At 62.6% G+C, this 17,055-nt stretch carries 21 protein-coding genes and 1 tRNA gene; 7 read left to right on the forward strand and 15 right to left on the reverse strand.

All coding sequences use genetic code 11. From position 1 onward, the window contains the following. Positions 1 to 5: 5 nt before the first annotated feature. From fdxA to AC5STB_RS00620, 4 genes are all read right to left on the reverse strand, one after another. Positions 6 to 344, reverse strand: coding sequence for a ferredoxin FdxA (gene fdxA / locus AC5STB_RS00605; RefSeq protein WP_024090808.1), 339 nt, complete (start codon positions 342 to 344; stop codon positions 6 to 8). A gap of 62 nt (positions 345 to 406) precedes the next feature. Then, positions 407 to 781: an RNA-binding S4 domain-containing protein gene (locus AC5STB_RS00610; RefSeq protein WP_495441039.1), complete on the reverse strand. Its 375-nt coding sequence runs from the start codon at positions 779 to 781 to the stop codon at positions 407 to 409. Positions 782 to 788: 7 nt separating this feature from the next. After that, entirely contained in the window at positions 789 to 3,755 is a 2,967-nt protein-coding gene (locus tag AC5STB_RS00615) for a helicase-related protein (protein WP_495441040.1), read from the reverse strand. A 27-nt stretch (positions 3,756 to 3,782) separates the two neighbouring features. Then, positions 3,783 to 4,349 (reverse strand): tetratricopeptide repeat protein, encoded by a 567-nt coding sequence (locus AC5STB_RS00620; protein ID WP_495441041.1) that lies wholly within the window; start codon positions 4,347 to 4,349, stop codon positions 3,783 to 3,785. 100 nt (positions 4,350 to 4,449) lie between these two features. On the opposite strand from AC5STB_RS00620, the gene AC5STB_RS00625 reads away from it, so the two are divergent. Next, on the forward strand, positions 4,450 to 4,740 hold the full coding sequence (locus AC5STB_RS00625) for an SCP2 sterol-binding domain-containing protein (RefSeq protein ID WP_495441042.1): 291 nt from the start codon (positions 4,450 to 4,452) through the stop codon (positions 4,738 to 4,740). Next, positions 4,740 to 5,699 carry an alpha/beta fold hydrolase gene (locus AC5STB_RS00630; protein ID WP_495441043.1) on the forward strand — a complete coding sequence of 320 codons (960 nt, stop codon included), beginning with the start codon at positions 4,740 to 4,742 and terminating at the stop codon, positions 5,697 to 5,699. The genes AC5STB_RS00625 and AC5STB_RS00630 overlap by 1 nt, the downstream gene beginning before the upstream one ends. Positions 5,700 to 5,760: 61 nt before the next feature. Here the strand turns inward: AC5STB_RS00630 and AC5STB_RS00635 are convergent, their stop codons facing one another. Further along, a complete protein-coding gene (locus tag AC5STB_RS00635) occupies positions 5,761 to 6,225 on the reverse strand; it encodes a GFA family protein (protein ID WP_495441044.1) in 465 nt (154 codons plus the stop codon). A gap of 231 nt (positions 6,226 to 6,456) precedes the next feature. On the opposite strand from AC5STB_RS00635, the gene AC5STB_RS00640 reads away from it, so the two are divergent. Then, positions 6,457 to 8,277: a M3 family oligoendopeptidase gene (locus AC5STB_RS00640; protein WP_495441045.1), complete on the forward strand. Its 1,821-nt coding sequence runs from the start codon at positions 6,457 to 6,459 to the stop codon at positions 8,275 to 8,277. Next, on the forward strand, positions 8,277 to 8,756 hold the full coding sequence (locus AC5STB_RS00645) for a GNAT family N-acetyltransferase (RefSeq protein ID WP_495441046.1): 480 nt from the start codon (positions 8,277 to 8,279) through the stop codon (positions 8,754 to 8,756). Before AC5STB_RS00640 ends, AC5STB_RS00645 begins: the two co-directional genes overlap by 1 nt. 62 nt (positions 8,757 to 8,818) lie before the next feature. Here the strand turns inward: AC5STB_RS00645 and AC5STB_RS00650 are convergent, their stop codons facing one another. The 3 genes from AC5STB_RS00650 to AC5STB_RS00660 all read right to left on the reverse strand — a co-directional run bounded on the left by AC5STB_RS00650 (position 8,819) and on the right by AC5STB_RS00660 (position 11,689). Next, positions 8,819 to 9,088: a DksA/TraR family C4-type zinc finger protein gene (locus tag AC5STB_RS00650; protein WP_495441047.1), complete on the reverse strand. Its 270-nt coding sequence runs from the start codon at positions 9,086 to 9,088 to the stop codon at positions 8,819 to 8,821. A 517-nt stretch (positions 9,089 to 9,605) separates the two neighbouring features. Beyond that, entirely contained in the window at positions 9,606 to 10,502 is an 897-nt protein-coding gene (gene rpoH, locus AC5STB_RS00655) for an RNA polymerase sigma factor RpoH (RefSeq protein WP_495441048.1), read from the reverse strand. A gap of 161 nt (positions 10,503 to 10,663) precedes the next feature. Then, the gene (locus tag AC5STB_RS00660) at positions 10,664 to 11,689 is read right to left on the reverse strand and encodes an RluA family pseudouridine synthase (RefSeq protein ID WP_495441049.1); all 1,026 of its coding nucleotides are present in this window, start codon (positions 11,687 to 11,689) and stop codon (positions 10,664 to 10,666) included. On the opposite strand from AC5STB_RS00660, the gene AC5STB_RS00665 reads away from it, so the two are divergent. Further along, a complete protein-coding gene (locus tag AC5STB_RS00665; RefSeq protein WP_495441050.1) occupies positions 11,688 to 11,993 on the forward strand; it encodes a DUF6476 family protein in 306 nt (101 codons plus the stop codon). The two genes, AC5STB_RS00660 and AC5STB_RS00665, sit on opposite strands and share 2 nt — an antisense overlap. A gap of 11 nt (positions 11,994 to 12,004) precedes the next feature. Here the strand turns inward: AC5STB_RS00665 and AC5STB_RS00670 are convergent, their stop codons facing one another. After that, positions 12,005 to 12,478, reverse strand: coding sequence for a hypothetical protein (locus tag AC5STB_RS00670; protein WP_495444547.1), 474 nt, complete (start codon positions 12,476 to 12,478; stop codon positions 12,005 to 12,007). A 274-nt stretch (positions 12,479 to 12,752) separates the two neighbouring features. Here AC5STB_RS00670 and AC5STB_RS00675 point away from each other — a divergent pair, with 274 nt between their 5' ends. Next, positions 12,753 to 13,103: a hypothetical protein gene (locus tag AC5STB_RS00675; RefSeq protein WP_495441051.1), complete on the forward strand. Its 351-nt coding sequence runs from the start codon at positions 12,753 to 12,755 to the stop codon at positions 13,101 to 13,103. A gap of 279 nt (positions 13,104 to 13,382) precedes the next feature. Here AC5STB_RS00675 and AC5STB_RS00680 read toward each other — a convergent pair. Together AC5STB_RS00680 and AC5STB_RS00685 are read right to left on the reverse strand one after the other, a co-directional pair. Then, a tRNA-His gene (locus AC5STB_RS00680) sits at positions 13,383 to 13,459 on the reverse strand. Between the two features lie 186 nt (positions 13,460 to 13,645). Next, complete coding sequence (locus AC5STB_RS00685) at positions 13,646 to 14,203, reverse strand: GNAT family N-acetyltransferase (protein ID WP_495441052.1); 558 nt, start codon at positions 14,201 to 14,203, stop codon at positions 13,646 to 13,648. Positions 14,204 to 14,233: 30 nt separating this feature from the next. On the opposite strand from AC5STB_RS00685, the gene AC5STB_RS00690 reads away from it, so the two are divergent. Then, positions 14,234 to 14,419, forward strand: a complete 186-nt coding sequence (locus tag AC5STB_RS00690; protein ID WP_495441053.1) for a DUF6324 family protein — start codon at positions 14,234 to 14,236, stop codon at positions 14,417 to 14,419. Between the two features lie 267 nt (positions 14,420 to 14,686). On the opposite strand, the gene AC5STB_RS00695 is transcribed toward AC5STB_RS00690, so the two are convergent. From AC5STB_RS00695 to AC5STB_RS00710, 4 genes are all read right to left on the reverse strand, one after another. Beyond that, on the reverse strand, positions 14,687 to 15,169 hold the full coding sequence (locus AC5STB_RS00695; RefSeq protein ID WP_495441054.1) for an MmcB family DNA repair protein: 483 nt from the start codon (positions 15,167 to 15,169) through the stop codon (positions 14,687 to 14,689). Between the two features lie 353 nt (positions 15,170 to 15,522). Further along, a complete protein-coding gene (locus AC5STB_RS00700) occupies positions 15,523 to 15,852 on the reverse strand; it encodes a hypothetical protein (protein ID WP_495441055.1) in 330 nt (109 codons plus the stop codon). 171 nt (positions 15,853 to 16,023) lie between these two features. Then, a complete protein-coding gene (gene nusB, locus AC5STB_RS00705; protein WP_495441056.1) occupies positions 16,024 to 16,506 on the reverse strand; it encodes a transcription antitermination factor NusB in 483 nt (160 codons plus the stop codon). Then, positions 16,503 to 17,054 (reverse strand): 6,7-dimethyl-8-ribityllumazine synthase, encoded by a 552-nt coding sequence (locus AC5STB_RS00710; protein ID WP_495441057.1) that lies wholly within the window; start codon positions 17,052 to 17,054, stop codon positions 16,503 to 16,505. Before AC5STB_RS00710 ends, nusB begins: the two co-directional genes overlap by 4 nt. Between the last annotated feature and the right edge of the window lies 1 nt (position 17,055).

A 17,055-nucleotide genomic window follows, 5' to 3' on the forward strand; every position in this document is an offset into this window, starting at 1 on the left:
GAGAATCAGCCGCCTTCGCCGGGCGCCTCGGAGAAGTACTTCTCCATCTTGCCCTCTTCCCCATCGCGCTCCTCGTAACCCGGCATCGGATCTTTCTTGGAGACGATCACCGGCCACAGCTCAGAATATTTGCGGTTGAACTCGACCCACTTGTCCATGTCCGGCTCAGTATCCGGGCGGATCGCATCAGCCGGGCATTCCGGTTCACAGACACCGCAGTCGATGCATTCGTCGGGATGGATCACCAGGGTGTTCTCACCCTCATAAAAACAGTCTACCGGGCACACTTCGACACAGTCGGTGTATTTGCAGGCGATGCAGTTTTCCGTCACGACATAGGTCATTGTACCGAGTCCCGTTATCCGTTTGCGCCTAGCTAATCCAGACGCGGCTCCACTTCAAGGCGTCAAAAGCCCTCGGGCTTGCGGGTAAGATCAAGCGCCCTGCGGGCTTTTTTGTCCGGCCGGCCTTTTCCCTCAAACTTCGGATTGGCTGGAATTTTTTCCTGCTTTTCCGTCATGTCGAAGTACAGCGCCTGCGCCTCCGGCGCCGGACCGCGGCGCGCGCCGATGGCCTCGACCCGCACCACGCGGATCACCTTGGCCTGGGCAAAGGTCAGAACGTCACCCGGGGTGACGTTCTGAGCCGGTTTCAGAGCCTTGGCGCCATTGAGGCGCACATGGCCCGCACTGACCTGTTTGGCGGCCAGGCTGCGGGTTTTGAAAAACCGCGCATGCCACAGCCACTTGTCGATGCGGATCTTGGGCGCGTCTTCGGCCATGGCCGGATCAGTCGCCCTGTTTCAGCCCCATCAGCGCTGCGGCAAAGGGGTTGTCAGGGTCGATCTGCTTTTCCTTCTTGGCAGGACGCGAGGAGTAGGTTTTGGCCCCCTGATCCTGGCGCGGACCGCCCTTGCGGCCCGGCTTGCCACGGCCGCCGTCACGGTCGCCGCCTTTGGCGCCGCGCGGCTTGCCCCGGTCGCCCTTACCACCGCCTGGCTTGCCCTCGCCCTGCGGACGGCGGTTCTGCTGGCGCTGGCCGCCTTGGCGTCCGCCGCGGTTGCCACCCCAGGTGAAGGTGAAGAAGACTTCCGTCTCCGGCGCGTCAACAGCCGCATCGGCAGCTTCGCCAACCGGGATTTCACCGGCGGCAGTTTCAGCGACAGGGGCCTCAACTGCCGGCTCAGCCGGTTCCTCGGCGATGGGGGCAACGCCCTCGTCCGCAATGGCCCCGGTTTCAGCAGGCACATCTGCCGGCGCGGGTTCGCCCTCGGCAGCGGGAGCTGCGGCTGGTGTGTTCTCAGCTTCTGCAGCGGCATCCATCACCGGCTGCCCGTCGGCAGGCGTGCCGGTTTCAGACACCACAGCATCTGCGGGCTTCACTTTTTCGCGCTCGCCCTTCTCGGCGTTGTAGCCCAGCCCCTGCATCAGGTCGGCGAACTGCTCCAGCGTCATCCCGGTGATCGACAGCATATCGGCCTTGGCCTCGAAACCGCCGCGGCTGTCTTCGCTGCGCAGCATATCGGCCAAGCGCTCCAGCATGTCGATGCGGATCATCCGCTCGCCGGCCGCACGGTAGCCGGACATGGTGTCATACCCTTCGTGCGCGTCCTTGATGGACGGCACGGTGACCAGACCCGGGGGCGGCGCCTCGGGGAAGTCCTGCAGGCCGTTTGCCAGCGACCACAGCACCAGGCGCAGACGGGTCGGCGCCGGCTTAAGCAGCAGTGGCATGAAGATGGTAAACTGGCCGAAGCGGATGCCATGCTTGCGCAGCGCGCCACGGGCGTCCTGATCCAGGTCCTTGACCTCCTGCGCAACGCCTGCACGCGGCAGCACGCCGAAGTTCTCAACCATCCGGAAGGCAAAGCCGCGGGCGAGGCCGGTCAGCGCTTCGTCCTTCTGCAGGTTCAAAAGCGGCTCGAACAGCGCGTTGATCTTGCGGGTGATGAAATGCAGCAAGCGGCGCTCAACCTTCTGGGCCACATCCGGCCCGGCGGTGTCATCGACGAAGACCTCGATCCGCGGGTTCAACGCGTCAGCGCCGGGAACCAGCTTGCCCACCGCATGCTCGCCCCACATCAGGCCGCCTTGCTCGGTATAATCGATCTCGGTGTCGGGCGCGTTGTAGAACCGGTCCGCACGCAGATGGAATTGCGGCGCCAAAGCCTGCAGCGAGGCCGCTTTGAGGGCTTTCGCCTCAGCACCCTGCGCACCTTTGTCCGGGCTGAACCGGAACCCTTCCAGACGGCCGACGAATTCGCCTTCGACCGTCACTTCACCCTTGTCATTCACTTCGGCCAAAAGGGCCTCCTTCTGTTTGAGCCGCCGCAACAGCACAGACGTGCGCCGGTCCACAAATCGCTGAGTCAAACGCTCATGCAGAGCATCCGACAACCTGTCTTCTACAGCGCGCGTCTCCCCGCGCCAATGGCTTTCGTCACGCAGCCAGCCATTCCGCTGCGCGACATATGTCCACGTCCGGATAAATGCCAGCCGCTTGGACAATGTGTCGATGTTTCCGTCAGTGCGGTCAATCCGCTTTATCTGGCGGGCCATCCAGTCGTCCGGCACCACCCCGCCGCCGTGCAGATGCTCAAAAATCACGCCCAGAAGCGACGTATGTTCGGCATGAGAGATGCCACGGAAGTCCGGGATACGGCAGACGTCCCACAACAGTTTCACCGACTGCGCGTTGGTGGTGCGGGCAATAACGGCGGATTCCCGCGACAGCATCTTGAGCGCGCCCAGATCATCGGCCTCGCGCGCCTTGATCAGGTTCTCGTTCTGCGGGCTTGATTCGAGCGAGTTGATCAGCGCCTCGACTGTACCGAACTGCAGATCGGCAGAGCGCCAGTTGAGCTTCTTCAGCGGCGTGAACTGGTGGTTCATGATCGCCGAGGCGGTGCCTTCGTCCAGCGGCCGCGCATCGCCGGTGACGCCGAAAGTACCGTGGCTCATCCCCCGGCCGGCACGGCCAGCGATCTGCGCCAGCTCATTCGGGGCGAGCTCGCGCATCCGGCGGCCGTCGAACTTGGCGGTGGAGGAAAACGCAACGTGGTCAATATCAAGGTTCAGCCCCATGCCGATGGCATCGGTGGCGACCAGATAGTCCACTTCGCCATTCTGATACAGAGCCACCTGGGCATTTCGGGTGCGGGGGGACAGCGCCCCCATCACCACTGCCGCTCCGCCCTTCTGGCGGCGGATCAGCTCGGCAATTGCATAGACGTTATCAACCGAAAATCCGACGATGGCGGTGCGCGGCGGCATCCGGCTGATCTTTTTCGAACCTGCATAGACCAGATCGGACATCCGGTCGCGGCGGTGGAATTCCACACCCGGCACGAGCGCCGAAATCGGCCCGCGCATGGTGTCAGCCCCCAGGAACAGCGTCTCATGGGTGCCGCGGGCGCGCAGCAGGCGGTTGGTAAAGACATGCCCGCGCTCCGGGTCGGCGCAAAGCTGGATTTCGTCGATCGCCAGGAAGTCGCAGCCCATCCCTTCCGGCATCGCCTCCACCGTGCAGATCCAGTACTGCGCCCGCGGCGGCACGATCCGTTCCTCGCCGGTCACCAATGCGACCACCGACGGCCCGCGGGCCGCCACCACCTTGTCATAGACCTCGCGCGCCAGCAGGCGCAGCGGAAAGCCCATCACCCCGGTGCGGTAGCCCAGCATCCGTTCGATGGCATAATGGGTTTTGCCGGTATTGGTCGGGCCCAGGACGGCCACGATCCGCGATGCGCTTGCCATTGCTTCAGCCCCCGCGCCCCTTAGGGCTTACAGTTCCCTGCCCTCAATAGAGGGTTTCAGACGTTCGAGGGCGCTGCTTACTTCCTCATGGTGCGGATGTATAGCCTTGGCACGCTGGTAGGCTTCATAGGCGCGGTCCGGCTGACGGAACTGCTCAAACACCACGCCCAGCGCATAGATCGCGTTGTAGTCCCGCGGGTTCAGCGCCAGCGCGTGCTCCAGATCGGCAACAGACGGCCCGTAAAGCCCCAGCGCGAAGTAGACCCGCGCCCGCTCGTACCAGCCGCGGGCAAATTCCGGCGCGTGATCGGTCAGCGCGGTCAGATGTTCCGCCGCCTCTTGCAGGTCGCCCCGTTCCATGGCGTTCTGCCCGCGCCGCAGCAGCAGGTCCATCGCCGGGGAGCCGCTTTTGGCCCAAAGCGCCTGCAGCTCACGGTCAATGGCTGCGGCTTCGGACGCTTCCGACTGCGCCAGATCCTGCAGCAGCACCTCAGCGGAAAGCGGCTGCGCCGCGCCGCCGCCGGGCAGGGAAAGCGCGGCAGCAGCCGCTGTTGCCGCCACGATAGCTTTGAGCTTTGGGAAATTTGCCAGCATGATACCCCCAGTGTAATCCCGCGCGCTGCATTTACCAGTATTAGCTGCTATGGCTTCACAGGTTTGTGCTATAAGCGCGCCAAACAGATTGAGGACTGATATGAGCGTTACCCTTGAGCAGGCGGCAGAAGCCCTGAACGGCAAACTGGACGCAGGCGAGTTCGATTCCACCGCCAAGTTCCAGATCGAAGACCTGGGCGCCATCATGCTGGACGGCGCAGGCGCCCGTGTCGGCGACGAAGAGGCCGAAGTGACCATGACCGCGGATGCCGACACCTTCCAGTCGATCCTGGAGGGCGACCTGAACCCGACCGCCGCCTTCATGTCGGGCAAGCTGACCATTGACGGCGACATGGGCACAGCCATGAAGCTCGCCTCGGCGCTTTCCTGATGGACGGCGCCCCGGTGGAGCTGCAGCCCGCCCCCCTGTTTGCGGAGATCGCGCAGGGACCGGCGGACGGCGCAGCCCATTGGGTGCACACCTCTGACGGCCTGCGCATCCGCGCGGGCCTCTGGCGTCCCGAAGGCGCGGCAAAGGGCACTGTCCTGCTGTTTCCGGGGCGCACCGAGTACATCGAAAAATACGGGCTGGCCGCAGCAGAGTTTGCGGACCGCGGCTATACAACCCTTACCGTGGATTGGCGCGGCCAGGGGCTGTCCGACCGGATACTGGCGGAACGGCGGCTTGGGCATGTCGGCCATTTCACCGATTTTCAGAAAGATGTGCAGGCGCTGACCAGGCTGGCAGCGCAGCTGGAGCTGCCGCAGCCCTGGTATCTTGTTGGCCATTCCATGGGCGGTGCCATCGGCCTGCGCGCCCTGAACGAAGGGCTGGACGTCAATGCGTGCTGTTTCACCGCCCCGATGTGGGGCATTCTCATCCCGCCGCTGATGCGCCCCCTGGCCAGTCTTCTGGGCAGCCTCGCCCCTTACCTGCGGCTAGACCAGAGGCTGCTGCCGACCACAGCACTGGAGCAATATGTCCAGGTAACCCCGTTTGAGGGCAACACGCTGACCACTGACCCCGAGATGTACCGGATGATGCACGCCCAGTTGGCGGCAAAGCCGGATCTGGTGCTTGGCGGCCCCACCATCCAGTGGCTGCGGGTCAGCCTGCAGGACTGCGCCGAACTGGCCGCGATGCCCTCACCCGCCCTGCCCTGCATCACCTTCCTGGGCAGCGAAGAGCAGATCGTCAGCCCGGCGGCAATCCACGCCCGCATGGACCGCTGGCCCGGCGGTGAATTGGACCTGATCAAGGGCGCCCAGCACGAGGTGATGATGGAAACACAGGATATCCGCACCCATGTGTTCTCCCGCATGTGCCGCCTGTTCGATCAAAACAGCTAGCGGCAGGCACTCGCTGGCCTGCCGCTCGCGAAGCCTTGGCCTCTGAGCGGCTCACCCAGCCCTATTGCGAATCGCGCTCCACTGCCGCCGCAGCAGCCGCGCTGAAGGCCTCCGGGGTCGGCGATTGCGCGAAGGCGGGTATATCCTCAGGCAGCGTGACCCAGGGCTGTTTGCGGCTGGTCCAGATATGCGCCATCGGTGCCAGCTGCTGGCTCTTCTGCAAGGTGCCCGCCCGCAGAAAGATCATACCAGGCAGCATGCTGTTTCTATTGAAAAGCCGCGTATGGCATGTGCTGCAAAAAACCTCGGTGAATTCCATTCCGCCGACTGAACGCAGGAATTCCGTAGTTTCCCCACCGCATTCAAATACGCTCTCAGGGACCATCGCATGCTCTGCAAAGGCACTTCCGCTCCGGGTCTGGCAATTCAGGCAGTGGCAAGCATAAACATGAAGCGGGCCTTCCTTGACGGAATAGGCCACGGCCCCGCACTCACATATGCCGGATGTGCTCATAAGTCTCTCCATTAACAAGTTCACCAATTCCGGCTATCAGTTGTGAGGGCAGAGGGATAGGGGTGCGTCTCCCCCATTTTCCTGTACGGGGCCGGGGTGTTGCAACAGCAGCGAACGCTGCCTTTACTACTGGCTTACCCGGTTTTGCTACTCTGCCCGCTGCCCCGTTCCAAGGGCCGCTTGTGATCCCGCAAGCCCGCCCTTAGATGTTGGGTCAAATCATTTCTCATGACAGGAGCCCCCATGTTCCAGCTTCCCTTCCCCGTCCGCGACGCAAACGCCACAGCCGGTTCCGGCGGCCTCGGCGATCTGCCGGAATGGGACCTCAGCGATCTTTATGCGTCTGAGGACGCCCCAGAACTGGCCCGCGATCTGGACTGGCTGCAAGAGGAATGCGCCGCCTTTGCCGCCGATTACCAGGGCAAGCTGGCGGATTTGGATGCAGACGGCCTGCTGACCTGCGTTCAGCGCAACGAGAAAATCAACAACATCGCCGGCCGCATCATGTCCTTTGCGGGCCTGCGCTATTACCAGCTGACCACCGACGCGGACCGTGCCGCTTTCCTGTCTGACTGCCAGGAGAAGGTCACCATTGCCACCACCCCGCTGGTGTTCTTCACGCTGGAGCTGAACCGGATTGAAGACAGCGTGATGGACGCGCATCTCGCTGCCAACGCGGAACTGGCGCGTTATGACAGCGTGTTCCGCCGCATCCGCGCGATGAAACCCTATCAGTTGTCCGATGAGCTGGAGAAATTCATGCACGACCTCGGCATCGTTGGCGACGCCTGGGAAAAGCTGTTTGACGAGACCATCGCAGGCTTGACCTTCACCGTGAACGGTGAAGAGCTGAACATCGAAGGCACCCTGAACCTGCTGACGGAACAAGACCGCAGCAAACGCGAGGCGGCGGCCCGCGAATTGGCCCGTGTGTTCAGCGAAAACATCAAGACCTTCGCCCGCGTCCACAACACCCAGGCCAAGGAAAAGGAAATCATCGACCGCTGGCGCGGCATGCCCAGCCCGCAGACCGGGCGCCACCTGTCCAACGACGTGGAGCCCGAGGTGGTCGAGGCCCTGCGCGAGGCCGTGGTGGCCGCCTACCCCAAGCTCAGCCACCGCTACTATGAGCTGAAGCGCAAATGGCTCGGCCTCGACGTGATGCAGGTCTGGGACCGCAACGCACCGCTGCCGCTGGAAGACTCCCGCACTATTGGCTGGGACGAGGCCGAAAAGACGGTGATGGAGGCCTATGAGGCCTTCGATCCCCGCATGGGCGAGATCGCAGCCCCCTTTTTCTCTGACGGCTGGATCGACGCCGGCGTGAAACCCGGCAAGGCCCCCGGCGCCTTTGCCCATCCCACCGTCACCAACGTGCACCCTTATGTGATGCTCAACTACCTGGGCAAACCGCGCGACGTGATGACCCTGGCGCATGAACTTGGCCATGGCGTGCATCAGGTGCTGGCGGCGGAACAGGGTGAGATGCTGTCCTCCACCCCGCTGACCCTGGCGGAAACCGCGTCCGTCTTCGGCGAAATGCTGACCTTCCGCAAAATGCTCGACAAGGCCGAAACCAAGGAGCAGCGCAAGGTGCTGCTCGCGGGCAAGGTCGAGGACATGATCAACACGGTTGTGCGCCAGATCGCCTTCTATGACTTCGAATGCAAGCTGCACGCCGCCCGCGCCGAGGGCGAGCTGACCCCGGATGACATCAACGCTATCTGGATGTCCGTGCAGGCTGAAAGCCTGGGCGAAGCCTTTGAATACATGGAGGGCTATGAGACCTTCTGGGCCTATATCCCGCACTTCGTGCATTCGCCCTTCTACGTCTACGCCTATGCCTTCGGCGACGGCCTGGTGAACGCGCTCTACTCGGTCTATGCCGAAGGCGGCGAAGGCTTTGAGGACAAGTATTTCGAGATGCTCAAGGCGGGCGGTTCCAAGCACCACAAGGAACTGCTGGCCCCCTTCGGCCTCGACGCCACCGACCCCAAGTTCTGGGACAAGGGCCTCAGCATGATCTCCGGCTTCATCGACGAGCTGGAGGCAATGGAGGCCTGATGAGCCTCAGCCTGCGCCCGTTGGCCCGCAGCGGCTTTGGACTGGTGAGCCATATCCAGGTGGAGCCGGACCAGACCCGCTTTTCCGGGACCGTGGCGCAGGCCTTTGAAGAGAATGAAGAGGGCGTGGATTTCCACGCCATCCTCACCGGCAGCAAAGCGGCCGGGTTCTTCAAGATTGACCGGCTGTATCATGAGACTTACAGCTTTGCCACGCCGGCAGACTTGGGCCTGCGCGCCTTTATGATTGACCGCAGCGAACAGGGCAAAGGCCTTGCCACCGCCGCGGTGGCCGCCCTGGAAAGCTATCTGCCCGCCCATTACCCCAGCCGCAGCGCTGTGGTGCTGACAGTCAACATGCAGAACCCCGGCGCGATCCGCTGCTACCTGAAGGGCGGATTTCAAGATACCGGAGACATCCATCCCTATGGGATCGCCGGCCCCCAGCATATTCTGAAGATGGCCCTGCCCGCGCCCTGAAGGGCGAATAGCGGCCGCAGCCGCAGATCAACCGGCAACAATGCCCCCTTGGGCAGTTCCGCTCACTTCAACTGGCTGTCCTTGGAGCCGCGCCGGTTGATGCCGCCGCGGGCCTGAAGGGAGCCGTCGCGCTCCTGCTGGCAATCGATGCAAAGCTTGACGCCGGGAATGGCGACGCGGCGCTTCTCCGGGATCGGCTCCTCGCATTCGGCACAATGGGTCAGGCTTTCGCCGACCGGGCGTTTCTGCGCCTTCAGCCGTGCAAGCTCATCATTGATCGAGGCTTCGATCTGTTCATTCACCGCGCCATCCTGTGCCCAGCCGCCTGCCATGAGCCTTCCTCCTGTGCCAGAGTATGTAAATTTAGGAGCGCAGCGGAGGCCTGACCAGAGGCGGTTGGCGGGAATTTCCGAGAAAATCTGTCAACTATTTGATTTTATTGCATTTTCCATTGACCTCCCGGCACCTGCCAGCTACACAGAATACAGAAATTGCAAGCAAGCCAGAATCACCGGCAGCAAGCAGCCAGCGCTCCAGCAATCCTTCGGGACAGCCAGACAGCAAGCTTCGCCAGCAACCAGAGTGATTTCAGCCAGCCGCGCCTAGCAAAGCCCGCCAGCAATTCTGCCAGCTCTGCCCATTCAGCCGCGCACCGAGCACTCCGCCAGGCCCGTGCCAGACAGGTTATTCCACTCAGCATCCGCCAGTTTTCAGGTCAGCGTTGTTGACCCAATGTTTCGCGCGCGAAACATTGCGGCAGCACCACTGCCGTAAAGCCAGCATCATTGCCAGGTGACAAAAAAGGCGGTGCACTGCACCGCCTTTCAACTTTACTCACAGTTCCGGAAATCAGGCGCCGGTCAGCATACCCTTTTCCATCGCCAGATCGCGCATCTTCTTCTGCAGCTTTTCAAACGCCCGCACCTCAATCTGGCGGATGCGCTCGCGGCTGACGCCGTACTGCGTACTCAGATCCTCCAGCGTAACCGCTTGATCCATCAGCCGGCGCTGGGTCAGGATGTCTTTCTCCCGGTCATTGAGCACGTCCAGCGCCGCAGCCAGCAGTTCCCGGCGGGCTTCCAGCTCATCGCGGGCCTCATAATCGCCGGCCTGATCGGCGTCTTCATCTTCCAGCCAGTCCTGCCACTGCATGGTGCCTTCGCCCTCGGAGCCGACGGTGGCATTCAGGGAGGCATCGCCGCCGGACATGCGGCGGTTCATCGAGATCACCTCGTCCTCGGTCACGCCAAGGTCTGTGGCAATCCGTGCGACGTTCTCGGGGCGCAGGTCGCCTTCCTCCAGCGCGCCGATGCGGGCTTTGGCCTTGCGCAGGTTGAAGAAAAGTTTCTTTTGCGCAGAGGTGGTGCCCAGCTTGACCAGAGACCACGACCGCAGAATGTACTCCTGGATCGAGGCGCGGATCCACCACATGGCATAGGTTGCCAGACGGAAGCCTTTTTCCGGATCAAACCGTTTAACCGCCTGCATCAGGCCCACGTTGGCCTCAGAGATCACTTCGGCCTGCGGCAATCCATAGCCGCGGTAGCCCATGGCAATCTTGGCCGCCAGCCGCAGATGGGATGTCACCATCTTATGCGCGGACTTGGCGTCCTGCTCCTCCACCCAACGCTTGGCCAGCATGTATTCCTCTTCAGGCTCCAGCAGCGGAAACTTGCGGATTTCCTGGAGATACCGGTTCAGGCCGCCTTCGGGCGTCGGGGCAGGCAGGTTTGCATAATTCGCCATATAAAGTGTCCCTCCCAAAATGTATAAGGACTTAACATTAGCGCATATGTGTTAGCGCTAAGCCCTTTTCAAGGACTGCTTAAGGAATTCTTCTATGTTAGCCCGTGTCTTTTCGTCTGTGAATTGTGTCACAGGCCTGAACACGCTTATTTGCTGTCAGTTTACTGGCGCAATGCATCCAGCAATCCGGCCATATCCTGCGGCAGCGGCGCCTCGAACCTGAGCGCTTCGCCGGTCACCGGATGATCAAATCCCAGCACCGCCGCATGCAGCGCCTGGCGCGGGAAAGCCTGCACCGCGGCCTGGCCCGCCTCGCTCAGCGCCTTTGCGGCCAGTTTGCGGCGGCCGCCATAGGTGGGGTCTCCGATCAGCCCGTGGCCGGCATGGGCCATGTGCACCCGGATCTGGTGGGTGCGGCCGGTTTCCAGCCAGCATTCGATCAGTGCCGCACAGGGCGGGTTTCCGAAGCTTTCGCAGATCCGGGCCCGTGTCACCGCGTGACGGCCGCCCTGAAACAGCACGGCCTGGCGCTGGCGGTCGGTCTTGTGCCGCGCCAGCTGGGTGGTGAGCTTAAGGATATTGCCGGGCTCAAAGCTGGCGCCCCTGACGCCGCGCAAACGCGGGTCGTTGCCGTCCGGCACGCCGTAGCAGACCGCCTGATAATAACGCTCGACCGTGTGCTTTTCGAACTGCGCCGCAAGCCCCTGATGGGCGGCGTCGGATTTGGCCACCACCAGCAGGCCGCTGGTTTCCTTGTCGATCCGGTGCACGATGCCGGGACGCTTGACCCCGCCGACGCCGGAGAGGTTACCGCCGAAATGGTGCAACAGCGCGTTGACGAGTGTGCCAGAAGGCGAACCCGGTGCCGGGTGAACCACCATGCCGGCAGGCTTGTTGACGACAATCAGATCATCGTCCTCATAGACGATGTTCAGCGGGATATCCTCAGGCCCGATGTGGCTGTCTTCAGCCTCCTCCACCGCGATCGCAATGACCGCCCCGGCCTCGACCCTGGCTTTGGCATCCCGGACCACGGCACCATCCACCGTCAGCGCGCCTTCCTCGATCAGCCGGGCCAGCCGGGTGCGCGACAGGGACGCCTCCTCTGGCACATCGCGCGAAACCGCTTTATCAAGCCGCTTAGGCGGGTTTTCCGCGATGACAAACTCAATCCGGCGGCTGCCCATGACTGATCCTTCCGAGACCGAAATCCAACAGGAACCGCCGCAGATCCGGTTCCTGCGGCGGCTGGTGACCACCCTGACGGTGGTGATGATTGGCGGGCTTGTATTGATAATCTCGCTGCTTGTCATCCGCCTGCAGGCCACTGATGCGCCGCTGCCTGCAGAAATCGCTCTGCCCGCAGGGGTAGAGGCCGAAGCGGTGACGCTGGGACGCAGCTGGATCGCTGTCGTCAGCCAGGACAACCGCATCCTGATCTTTGACCGTGAATCCGGCGATCTGCGTCAGGAGATACAGATCACCGACTGAGCCGGTACCGGTCAGGACCTCAGCAGCACCTTATTGGAATCAATTGCCTCGGCGATCTGGGCATATTGGGACTGGCGGTCCTGAGCAGCCTCGGCACTGCGCAGCAGAATGGTCGCAGCCTCCTCCAGAATGCGGGCAGCCTCCCGGTTCACCTCAGCTTGCGCGGCAGCGCTGACCGGGGTCAGCGGGCGGGTGGTGCGTTCGGCGGGGTTGGCACTGCTGCTGACTGTGACCCGGCCCCGCGCCGGATCGCTGTTCTGGCGTGCCAGCCGCTTTAACCGCACTGACGCGTCCTGCATCACTCCGCGCACCTCGTCATAGTCTGTGCCTTCGGGAATGGCGTCAGCTGCCGTTTCCAGCCGTTCCGACAAGCAATCCACCTGAAGCGACGAATCACCTGTAGCCCGGCAAAAGGCCTTGGCCGCGGCCAGGGATCCCAGAAGTTCGGCCAAATACGCAGCAGACCCGAACTCTCCGGCGGGCATCACGACAGAGTATACAAGCGGGCCAGGAGACTGAGCCAGAGCAGGTGTGGCAACCACCCCCAAACCGGAAATCCCTGTAATTATACTTCTGATAGCTGCCTTGAACATGTCCTAACCCTCACTAAGATTCTTAACAGTGGCCCGAAACCGCTTATCACACAGCACCGCTGCGCGGCATCTTGCCGGGGCGTCACCGCGGCTGCAGCGGTATGTTGCTAGGTGCCCGGCGGCTGACTAACCTAAAAGTGTTCCAAAATCATAAGGTATTTTTCCCATGCGTACCAGTATCTTGCAGGCAATAACGATAATCGTTCCGCTTACCTTCGCCAGCCAGGCCGCTTTTGCCCAGGCGGACCCGGCGCTCGAAGAGGCCAAGCGGCGCCTGGCCTGCGGTGCCGGAGTGCCTGTCTCCGCCACCTATCTTCCCAACGGTTCTTTGCAGGTTACGTGCCAGGCACCCGGCGCCCAGGCAGTGGCGCAATCCAACACCAACGGGCTGCCGCAGACCGGCCTTTCCGCCGAAGCCACTGCGGCTGTTGTCGGCGGCGCCCTGCTTCTGGTTGTGATCGCAGACGACGATGACAGCTCGACAACAACGTCAACGACGACCGGTCCGGCAGACTGAGTCCCGTGCCGCGGCGGCCAGGGTGTTGCCGCCCCGGCAACATCCCAACCCGGTCCGCTGCTGCACGGCCGCGGCCGCCACGGCCCAGACGCCAGCACCGGCTGAATTGAACCGGTGCGTGCGCTGGATAGGCTTGGAAACAAGACAAGCAAACACGCCGGCCAGACAGCCTGGATCCGGGGTCAAAGCTCCAGTCTGCCGCAGCCGAACTGATATCCGCGCATTTCGCAGCGGCAGCCAGTTTTGTGCGTAAATCAATCTGTTCCGGAGGGGGGAGGATGGTACCGCCTCCCCGGCTTGAACGGGGGACCTCTGGATCCACAATCCAGCGCTCTAACCAACTGAGCTAAGGCGGCACTGAGGGGGCATTTATAGCACACCCCGGGGGCGTGCAAGAGCTTTTTCGCCATTCTGTTTCAGAAAACTGCACCCCCATTTCGGCCCCGTGCAAGGCCACAACCCGCACCGGAAAGGGAGCGGAAAGTTATCCACAACCGCTTGCAATTCCACCCAATTTCCGCGCGGTGCCAAACCAGGCGCCTTCACGCCTCAGCGTTCTGGAATGACAGGCACCAGGTTTGCTCCACCAGGTTCTGGCCATAGCTGCGCACCGGGCGGCTGTCCCGCAGCTGCCAGCCGAAAGCCTGGTACAGGGCGCAGGCTGTGCGGTGGCTCTGGTGGGTTTTCAGCATCATGCCGCGGTAGCCTGCGGCGCGGGCAAAGTCCATGCAGGCGCGCAGCAGCCGCTTGCCCAGCCCCTTGCCGCGCGCCTTGGGGGTCAGCAGAAACAGGCGCAGCTGCGCCGTGTCGCCGTCCTTCTTCATGCAGAACACCGTGCCCAGCCGCTCGCCGCCGCATTCAGCCATCCATCCGCGTTCGCAGGCGGGATCGTGGCCTGCGCAAAAGCTGTGCAGGATATCGGCAACCAGCGGCCCGAAACTGTCGTCGAAACCGGCTTCGCGGGCGTACAGGTCCTGATGGCGGGCCACCAGCCATTGCATATCTGTCGGGGCGAATCGGCGCAGGGTCACATCCTTCATGCAGGCAGTGTAGCGCAAACCCGGCTTGCGTTTCAGCCTGCGCCGGGCTAGCACCGGCATTCAAGCGGCTGGCCGCCAGTGGAGTGCAAGATGAGCATCAATACCGAACGCGACCTGGAAGCAAACATGCAGATCGGCCCGACCGATCAGGGCATGGTGCGGATTTTCATTGAAGCGGGCGGCGTCGAGATCCCGATGGACTTTGACCCTGAGGAAGCTGAAGAGATCGCAGACGAGATCCGCGCGGCGGCCCAGGCGGCCCGCACCGTCAAGTAACGCAAGCCTTCAGAAAAACCGCCATGACTTTCAGGCGAACCTTCTGAACTGCAGTTTACTCCTTCATACCTTCCTAAAGCCTTAGGGCTCACCTTTGTGCTCAGCCAGTTGAGGAGTGAGTACTATGGTGAGCCCATCGCCCCGTTTGCCCTGTTGCAGCAGCCTGCAGCACTGAACACAATGGTCTGATCCCGAACACCGAGAATGCAAGGCAGCGCGCTGCAAAGGGGCAGCCGCAGCATCTGCGAGCGCCGGAGCCTCCCCGGGTCACCAGTCCGGTTGCTCCCCGGCCGGCCCGCCTATCAGCAGCCCATCCTTGCCCGGACGCGGGTCCCGCAAAATCTGCAGGCGGCGGGCAGCATCCATGGCAAATTTCTGCACCAGCTTCTTGCGCCGGGCGGGGGCCAGCTTGTCCTCCGGCGCCATGCGGATGATTTCAGCATCATAGGGGTCGGCGATGATCAGCCCGGTGCCGTCGGGCAGCAGCTCAGCCGGGAAATCCATGTCCACTGCCCAGAAATAGCGGTCGCACCACTCCAGGTAGCCCTCCCACTTGCTATCCGACTGGTAGTCGGCGCGGCTGGACTTGCACTCGATCACCCAAAGCTCCCCCTTGGGACCCAGCGCCATCACATCGACGCGCAGGCCGCGGGCGGGCACGAATTCCTCCAGCGGCGCATAGCCGAGCGAGCGCAGATAGCGCGAGACGCCGCGGGCGAGCTTCTGTCCTGGCTGCAGATCATCCATCATGGCAGCGAATGTGAACAATTAGAGAACAAAATGCAATCCCGCGCTTTTGCCGCGAAACGCTGCCGGATGCCCCCTGCCCCCTTGTAACGGCGCCTCCGGCAGCTTAGTTACGGGCTTGGCGGGTTCTGCCCTTCTCGTGACAGGCAGCATTCCGGTGGCCTTAAGCAATTCCGAGGGAGCTGGCTCTGTCCGGATCCTGGTCCGTTTACCTGGCGCCCACCTGTATATACAGGTCCTCGGGAATCAAAGCCGCACGGTTGACTGGTGGTCCCGCCGCATTTCCCCCTGCCCCGCAAAGTAAAACCGCGCCTTCCGGTGGGAAAGCGCGGCTGAACTTCGGCTGTTTGCGCTGCTCAGCGGCGGCTGGTCAGCTGACGCTTCTGCCGGGACGGCTCCTCGGCCGGAACCTGCACCGGCTGGAATTCATGCGCCACCGGGGTGCCGCGGCGCGGGCCGCTGTCCTTTTCCGCCATCGCCATGACGGCCCAGGCGAACTGCACGCCGGCAAAGACGATCCCATGCATGAACCACAACAGGAACACGGCCAGCGGGCCGGCATCGGAGGTGGCGACCAGCGACCACAGGTTCATCACGTTGAACCACAGGAGAACCGCCACAAAGGCGGCTGCGATCCCAAAGCCGATCACCACGTTGCGGATGTACATTTTCACCAGTTCAGGCATCTGAGTCCTCCAGATAAGCAAGAAGAGGTTAGCAGCCTTTGCGGCGCCGTCCAGCGGTTCCGGAGGGATGAGCGGAATTTGCCGCATCTTTTGCCGCCCTTGCACGCGAAACAAAAAAGCGCACCCGGAGGCGCGCCCTTTATTCTGCTCAAGTCAGCTGCAAATGCCGGCTCAGAAGGCTTCCGGCCGGGCCTCGCGCGCCATGTGGTCTAGCACGGCATTCACAAACTTCGCTTCCTTGCCTTCAGGGAAGAAGGCGCGGGCAATGTCGACGAATTCGTTGATCACCACCTTGGGCGGGGTATCCGATTGGGTCAGCTCAGCACCCGCCGCGCGGAACAGCGCCCGCAGGGTCGGGTCGATGCGGGCAATCGGCCATTTCGCCACCAGGGCACGGTCGGTCATCTGGTCGATCCGCGCCTGATTGTTCACTGCCTCGCGCACCAGCTTGCGGAAAACGGCAGTATCGCCTTCCGCCATCTCGTCGCCCTCGTAGACAGCGCCAAAACGGTGGTCCTCAAATTCGACGATCACCCTGTCGAAGGTGAGGCCGCTGTGTTCCATCTGGAACAGCGCCTGCACAGCGTAAAGCCGTGCTGCCGATCTCATCTGATTCTTGCCGTTGCCCTTGGGGCGGCTGTCCTGGGTGCTCATGCGCTGGTGGATCCGTTGTCTGTACCGGCAAGCCTGTACGCCCCTGCGGGCGCCTTGAAGCCGATGCCTTTGGTCTGGGCGCCCCACTTACGCGTGAGTGCGATCAGATGCAAGGCCGCAGCTGCAGCGCCGCCGCCTTTGTTCTGATCGGCCGTATCGGCGCGCACCTCGGCCTGTTTGCGGTTTTCCAAGGTCAGGATGCCGTTGCCGATGCACAGGCCCTGCAGCCCCATCAGCTGGATCGCGCGGGAGCTGTCATTGCAGACGGTGTCATAGTGGGTGGTCTCACCGCGGATCACGCAACCCAGCGCCACATAGCCGTCGAAGTTGGAGGTGCGGTCGGCGATGGCAATTGCGGTGGGCACTTCCAGCGCACCGGGCACTTCAGCAATTTCAAAGGTGCCGCCTGCGGCTTCGATCTCTGCCGCGGCGCCCGCAACCAGGTTGTCGGCGATGTCCTTGTAATAGGGCGCGACAACAATCAGCAGCTTTACCGGCTTTTCGAACTCCGCGCGCGGCAGGGTGTAGTGGGTTTCATGTCCAGCCATA

The sequence above is a fragment of the Leisingera sp. CC-HEC093 genome (assembly GCF_059429195.1).